We start from the raw sequence: 6,873 nt of genomic DNA on the forward strand, positions 1-6,873 counted from the left end.
GATCCAACATGACCACTGTTCAATCGACACCCTATGCATGGCCGTGGAACGGAAACCTGCGGCCCGACAATACCGCACTCATCATCATCGACATGCAGACCGACTTCTGCGGCAAGGGCGGATATGTCGATATGATGGGTTACGATCTGAGCCTGACGCAGGCGCCCATTGGCCCGATCAAGGCGGTCTTGAACGCGATGCGCGACAAGGGCTACCACATCATCCACACCCGCGAGGGGCATCGCCCCGATCTGACCGACCTCCCGCCAAACAAGCGCTGGCGCTCGCAGCAGATCGGCGCGGGGATCGGTGATGCCGGACCCTGCGGCAAGATCCTGATCCGGGGGGAGCCGGGTTGGGACATCATCCCCGAACTTTATCCGCTTCCGGGGGAGGCGATCATCGACAAGCCCGGCAAGGGGTCGTTCTGCGCGACCGATCTGGAACTGATCCTGCGAACCCGCGGCATCGAAAATCTGATCCTGACCGGCATCACGACTGACGTTTGCGTTTCCACGACAATGCGTGAAGCGAACGATCGAGGCTTCGAATGCCTGATCCTATCGGATTGTTGTGGCGCGACCGATCCCGGCAACCACGAAGCCGCCTTGAAAATGGTCACCATGCAAGGCGGCGTCTTCGGCGCGGTCGGCGACAGCCAAAGCCTGATCGGAGCGCTGCCATGAGACCGGCGCCGACCGCAATCGGCGCCGAGCCACTGCCGCCCGGCGCATTGGGAATAGAAACCGTCGGCATGACCATGCGCTTTGGCAACTTCACGGCCCTCGAGGACGTGTCGCTTCGCGTTTCACCCGGCACCTTTCACGCGCTGTTGGGAGAAAATGGGGCGGGCAAGTCGACCTTGGTTAAATGCATCATGGGTTTTTATCATGCGACTGCGGGTCAATTGCTTGTCGGCGGACGCGAGATCGAGATCGCAGATCCCCGAGATGCCCGCGCGCTCAGCATGGGCATGGTTTACCAGCATTTCACCCTTGTTCCCTCGTTGACCGTGGCCGAGAATCTGGTGATCAGCCGCGCCGATGCCCCGGGAATTATCGACTGGGGAAAAGAACTCGAAGAGCTTGAGGCGTTCATGGCTTCCATGCCGTTTCGCGTGCCGCTCGAGCAGCCGGTGAACCGACTTGCTGCTGGCGAAAAGCAAAAACTGGAAATCCTGAAACAACTCTACCTTGGCAGCCGCTTCGTCATTCTGGACGAACCCACGTCGGTTCTGACCCCCGATGAAGCCGACGAGGTTCTGGGGCATGTTCGTGGGCTTTGTACCGCGGGAGAGATTTCGGTGCTGATGATAACCCACAAATTTCGCGAGGTGACCGCCTTCGCCGACGAGGTCTCGGTCCTGCGCAAAGGGCGGCTAGTCGGGCAAGGCAAGGTCGCGGACCTGACGCATGAACAGATGGCCGAAATGATGATCGGCGTCGAAAAGGAATATCGGCCGGTCGAACGCAGCGGCAGCCCCGGAAAGCTGGTGCTTGAACTCGAAAATGTCCGTGCAACCGATCGCTCCGGCCTGAAGGAGATCGCGCTCGATAATCTGACGGTCCGCGCAGGCGAAATCGTCGGAATCGCAGGCATTTCGGGCAACGGCCAGATGGAGCTCATGGAAATCCTGACCGGTCAGCGCAGCACAAGTGCCGGGCAAATCCGGGTCGAGGGCGAACCCTACAAGGCGACCCGGGCCGAGTCTCAGGCGCACTCTGTCCGCTATCTCCCCGAAGAACCGCTCAGGAACGCCTGCGCGCCCCGCATGAGCGTCATTGAAAACATTGCGTTCCGCAGCTTTGATCGCAACGCCGATCAGCAGCGGTTCTGGCTTACCCCGGCCGAGATGAAGCGGCGCGGGAACGAACTCATTTCGGCCTTCAAGGTCAAAGTAGCAGAGCCCGAGGGCCCCATAGCTGCCCTGTCTGGCGGGAATGTCCAGCGCGCGGTTCTTGCGCGGGAACTGACCGGAGATGTCAGGCTTCTGATCATCTCAAATCCATGTTTCGGGCTGGATTTTGCCGCTGTTGCAGAGATCCGCGCCCGCATTGTTGCCGCACGGAACGCGGGCGCAGGCGTCTTGCTGATGAGTGAAGATCTGGACGAAATCATGGAGCTATCCGACCGGATCCTGGTCATGAGCGATGGCCGGATCAATTTCGAGGTCGCAGCTCAGAACGCAACTCTCGCCGAGATTGGTCACCACATGGGAGGACACGCGTGATGGCACAAATCCCGGACGCCTTGCCTTTTTCTTTCACTTTCGACCCGGCAACGACGGCCCTCATCGTGATCGACATGCAGCGCGACTTCGTCGAACCCGGCGGCTTCGGCGAAACCCTTGGCAACGATGTAGCGCAACTGCGGCAGATAATTCCAACGGTCGCAGCCCTCATTGCAGCCGCGCGCAAGCATGGCTTGCCGGTTATCCATACCCGCGAGTGCCATCGGCCAGATCTTTCGGATCTGCCCCCTGCAAAGCGGGATCGTGGAAAGCCAAGCCTTCGGATTGGAGACCTTGGACCGATGGGCCGCATCCTGATCGCTGGCGAGCCGGGTGCGGATATCGTCCCCGAGCTATATCCGCTGCCGGGTGAAATCGTCCTCGACAAACCCGGGAAGGGCGCCTTCTACGCGACCTCGCTATCGGATGACCTCGCCAAGCTCGGGACGAAGTCACTGATCTTCGCCGGTGTCACTACGGAAGTCTGCGTTCAAACCACTATGCGAGAGGCCAACGACCGCGGATTTACATGCCTTCTGGCCGAGGATTCAACCGCAAGCTATTTCCCCGAATTCAAGGCCGCAGCGATCGAGATGATCCGCGCACAAGGCGCGATCGTCGGTTGGACCGCCCAAACGGCGAAAATCGTGGAGGCCCTCAATGACTGAGATCGCTGCGCGCGAACCTCAATTCTTCTCAACACTCCTCGACGGCGGCTGGCGTGATTTCACCTTCCGACATTTCCGAGACGGGGTGGAGATCGCCACATTGATGGACGGTGAGCCCGGGGTGGCCCTGCTACGCTACGCCCCAGGTGCTGGTGTGCCACGTCATCGTCACACGGGGCTTGAAACCATTCTGGTTCTGGAGGGGGTCCAAAGCGACGAACGTGGCGACTACCCGGCCGGTTCGCTGATCCTCAACCCCGAAGGAACTGTTCATTCGGTCTGGTCCCAACCGGGCTGCATCGTCCTGATCCAGTGGAACCGACCCGTCGAGTTCCTGATCTGAGAAAGACATCATGACCAAAATCTCTCCCCCCGAGTTGTGCTTCGACATTGGCAGCTTGCATGCCGCCTATTCAGACGGCCTTCCGGCGGCCGACGTCATCTCCGAAGCCTTCGCCCGGATCGACGCGACTGAAGATCCCGCGATCTTCATTCACCTGCGCAAGCTCAACGACGTGCTCGCAGAATTAGCCGACTTGCCGGCTTTCGATCCGGCAACCTATCCGCTGTGGGGGGTGCCGTTCGCGATCAAGGACAATATCGACGTGGCGGGGATACCCACCACTGCCGCATGTCCCGCTTTTTCGTATATTGCAGAGAAAGACTCATTCGTCGTGTCGCGTCTGCGAGCGGCGGGGGCTATCTGGATCGGCAAGACCAATCTGGACCAGTTCGCAACCGGATTGGTCGGGGTGCGATCCCCCTATGGCGTGCCGCTCAATGCGCTGGATCCAGAGATCGTGCCAGGTGGCTCGTCCAGCGGATCGGGAGTGTCAGTGGCAAGGGGGCTCGTCAGCTTTTCGCTCGGCACCGACACGGCCGGTTCGGGCCGCGTTCCCGCCGCGCTGAACAACATCGTAGGTCTCAAGCCTTCGCTTGGCGCTCTTTCGGCGACGGGCCTCGTGCCCGCATGCCGTACGCTTGACACGATTTCGATCTTTGCGCTGACCGTAGACGATGCCTGGTCGGCATTCCGGGTGGCCTGCGCAACGGACGCGAACGATCCATGGTCGCATGAGATCGCCTCCCCTCCCCTTGGCGCAACACCAAATGGCCTGCGGATCGGCGTGCCTGACGCCAAAACACGTGAGTTCTACGGTGACGCGGCTCATGAAGTCGCGTTTTCGGATGGACTGAAATCACTGGAGACACTTGGCTGCACCATTACCGAAATAGACTTTGGACCCTTCTATGATGTGGCCCAGATGCTTTATGACGGCGCATGGGTGGCGGAACGCATGGCAGCGGTCGAACCGCTCTTCCGCGCGGACCCTGACGCATTGCACCCCGTTACGGCAAAGATCATCGGAGGGGCCGACCGCTTGACGGCCATGGACGCCTTCAGAGGCATCTATCGTCTGGCAGCGCTGAAACGCCACGCCGCCAAGGCGATGGAGGGGCTTGATCTTCTGGTCGTGCCAACCATACCGACTTTCTATACCGTGAGCGATCTCGAGAGCGACCCGATCGGGCCGAACAGCCGCCTTGGCACTTATACGAACTTCGTAAACTTGCTGGACATGTGCGGTATCGCGGTGCCGACCGGAGCTCGAAGCGACGGGCGGCCGGGTAGCCTAACACTGCTGGCAAAGGCTGGGCAGGATGCTTTGGTTGCGGCACTCGGCCGTGACCTGCATAGGCTCATCAATCCGCAACTCGGGGCCACGGAACATAAGCTGCCACCAGCAGGTGTCGTTGAAACAGAGGCCTTGCCTGACGAACTGCCGATTGTCTTGGTTGGTGCTCATATGACCGGGCTGCCTTTGAATTCCCAGATCACCGGCTTGGGAGGGCGTTTCCTGCAAGCGACAGAGACTGCGCCCTGTTATCGCCTCTATCGGCTCGAAGGTCCGCCGCCGGCACGCCCTGGCCTGATCCGTGCCGAAACCGGCGGTGCAGCGATTGCCGTCGAGATATGGGCGCTCCCCCTGCATTCCGTCGGAGAATTCATGTCGCAGATCCCTGCCCCTTTGGGATTGGGGAAGGTCGAAATCAGCGACGGCCGACGCCTCACGGGTTTTCTTGCGGAAGCCGCAGGCTTGAATGGGGCCGAGGAAATCACACCCTCTGGCGGCTGGAGAAACTGGCTCGAAACGCAGCGCTCTAGGGGCAGGACCGATTGATATCAGGCTCTTTGCATGATTCAGGTGCTGCCAGACGAATTCGAACCAGTCTCAGTTTGGAAAGTGGCCCTATCCCTTATGCGGCGCAGAGACCGCGCCACTCGGCAAGAGCGGTGGCGCGGTTCCTCTTGAAGGTGGCTCTGGAAGAGAGGCTGCGCTCCGTGTTGAAGAGGTTGTGGACCGACGCGTGAACGGAGGCGAATTTCTGTAGCGTTCGCATCCGCCGGAAGCGGAGCATCGCCCGCTCCCGCCTTCGGAATGGCAAGTGTGAATTCTCTGCCCGGTTATTCATCCACCGACCGGTCTGCTGACGGTCACGGATACCGAGCCCAACGAGAGCGGCACCATAGGAACGTAGACGATCGGTGACAAATGTCCGTCGTCAGATTAACGCCCCAAAACGGTTCATCCATCGCTTCGACAGTAGCATCTAGATCAGCTATGCACTAGGATAGAGGTAGCCCCCAACCAAATGGGGCAAGCCACCCCGCCTTTTTAAGCTCAGCACAGATTGAGCATGGAGACTAATTTGTCAGAGATTGAATGGACTGACACGACTTGGAACCCAGTTGCAGGGTGTACAGCGGCGTCCAGCGGATGCACGAACTGTTATGCGATGCACATGGCTCTTCGGCTGGAAGCGATGGGGATGGAGAAGTATCAAGGGCTTGCGCGGCGTTCGGGGAAGCGAACCGTTTGGACAGGTGCAATCAATCTGGATGAACAGTCTTTGGAGGCCCCACTGAAATGGCGTAAGCCAAGAAAAATTTTCGTCAATTCCATGAGTGATCTCTTTCACGAGAGAGTGCCGTTCGATTTCGTTGAAAAAGTATGGCGAACAATGGAGAAAACGCCACACCATCAGTATCAAATTCTGACTAAAAGGCCTGAGCGCATGCTTGATTTTGTGAAAAACCAACTCAGTACGGTTCTTCCAAATGTTTGGCTCGGAACTAGCGTCGAAAACGCTGATACCGCTGCGTGAATTGACGCCCTTTCTGTCACTCCTGCAATAATCCGGTTTATTTCCTTTGAGCCATTGATTGCGCCGGTTGGAGAGGTTGATCTAAGCAACATCCATTGGGCTATTGTTGGAGGAGAGAGCGGATCACAGGCACGCCCCATCAAAGAAGAATGGATTGATGAAATTCACTCTTTGTGCCAGCGTTATGGAACTGCGTTTTTCTTTAAGCAGTGGGGAACTTGGGGAAAAGATAACAAGAAGCGTTCCAAGAAAGCGAACGGGAGGCTGTTTCGGGGAAAAGTTTGGGAAGAAATGCCGACAATTTCGGTGTCTCCATAAGGTTTTCGGAGCGCCTTCTGCATGGTTAAGAAACAGTATGACTGGGAGAACGGCGCCAGAATCGGACCGCACTCCAAGATCAAGCTCGCGATTATCAAAGAGTACATTCACGAGTATGTTCGTGTTAGATGTAGCTTGCCTCAGCAAGAGAGATTTCGACTGTCCTTTGTGGATGGGTTTTGTGGAGCTGGAGCATACGAATGTGGCACGCTCGGTTCCCCCTTGGTGGTGTTGCAAGCGCTCAAATCGGTGAGCGCCGAGGTGAATCTCAGAAGGAAAATAGATGGGTTCAAACCTATTTCCTTCGAGTTTTTCATGTACTTTAATGATCTTTCCCCTGTTGCCATGAAAGCCCTACGAGTTGTCCCCCGTCAGCGCCTATGGCACAGATTTGAGGTTGTGATTTAAGGAGGATTTGGGCTTCGTCGTAGTGACGAAGGAACGAAGATGAAGCCCAAATCCTCCAATTCAAAATCGCCGACCAAGCCC

The 6,873-nt window shown here is 57.9% G+C and carries 6 protein-coding genes and 2 pseudogenes; 7 read left to right on the forward strand and 1 reads right to left on the reverse strand.

Annotated elements, in window-relative coordinates; all coding sequences use genetic code 11:
- The first annotated feature begins 8 nt into the window (after positions 1 to 8).
- The 5 genes from biuH to atzF are packed head-to-tail and all read left to right on the forward strand — an operon-like array spanning position 9 to position 5,081.
- A complete protein-coding gene (biuH, locus tag LZA78_RS06400) occupies positions 9 to 686 on the forward strand; it encodes a biuret amidohydrolase (RefSeq protein ID WP_233676100.1) in 678 nt (225 codons plus the stop codon).
- Positions 683 to 2,230 (forward strand): ABC transporter ATP-binding protein, encoded by a 1,548-nt coding sequence (locus LZA78_RS06405; RefSeq protein ID WP_233676101.1) that lies wholly within the window; start codon positions 683 to 685, stop codon positions 2,228 to 2,230. The genes biuH and LZA78_RS06405 overlap by 4 nt, the downstream gene beginning before the upstream one ends.
- Positions 2,230 to 2,898, forward strand: coding sequence for a cysteine hydrolase family protein (locus tag LZA78_RS06410; RefSeq protein WP_233676102.1), 669 nt, complete (start codon positions 2,230 to 2,232; stop codon positions 2,896 to 2,898). The genes LZA78_RS06405 and LZA78_RS06410 overlap by 1 nt, the downstream gene beginning before the upstream one ends.
- On the forward strand, positions 2,891 to 3,241 hold the full coding sequence (locus tag LZA78_RS06415; protein WP_233676103.1) for a cupin domain-containing protein: 351 nt from the start codon (positions 2,891 to 2,893) through the stop codon (positions 3,239 to 3,241). The genes LZA78_RS06410 and LZA78_RS06415 overlap by 8 nt, the downstream gene beginning before the upstream one ends.
- A 10-nt stretch (positions 3,242 to 3,251) precedes the next feature.
- Complete coding sequence (gene atzF, locus LZA78_RS06420) at positions 3,252 to 5,081, forward strand: allophanate hydrolase (protein WP_233676104.1); 1,830 nt, start codon at positions 3,252 to 3,254, stop codon at positions 5,079 to 5,081.
- 76 nt (positions 5,082 to 5,157) lie between these two features.
- Here the strand turns inward: atzF and LZA78_RS06425 are convergent.
- Positions 5,158 to 5,451, reverse strand: a pseudogene (locus LZA78_RS06425) (DDE-type integrase/transposase/recombinase); the annotation flags it as partial.
- A 147-nt stretch (positions 5,452 to 5,598) separates the two neighbouring features.
- Between LZA78_RS06425 and LZA78_RS06430 the strand changes: the two are divergent.
- Both LZA78_RS06430 and tcmP read left to right on the forward strand, forming a co-directional pair.
- Positions 5,599 to 6,384: pseudogene (locus tag LZA78_RS06430) on the forward strand (DUF5131 family protein).
- A 21-nt stretch (positions 6,385 to 6,405) separates the two neighbouring features.
- Positions 6,406 to 6,792 (forward strand): three-Cys-motif partner protein TcmP, encoded by a 387-nt coding sequence (gene tcmP, locus LZA78_RS17890; protein ID WP_368861014.1) that lies wholly within the window; start codon positions 6,406 to 6,408, stop codon positions 6,790 to 6,792.
- Positions 6,793 to 6,873 lie beyond the last annotated feature (81 nt).

This window comes from Rhodobacter flavimaris (assembly GCF_021378075.1).
GTDB classification, from domain to species: domain Bacteria; phylum Pseudomonadota; class Alphaproteobacteria; order Rhodobacterales; family Rhodobacteraceae; genus Rhodobacter; species Rhodobacter flavimaris.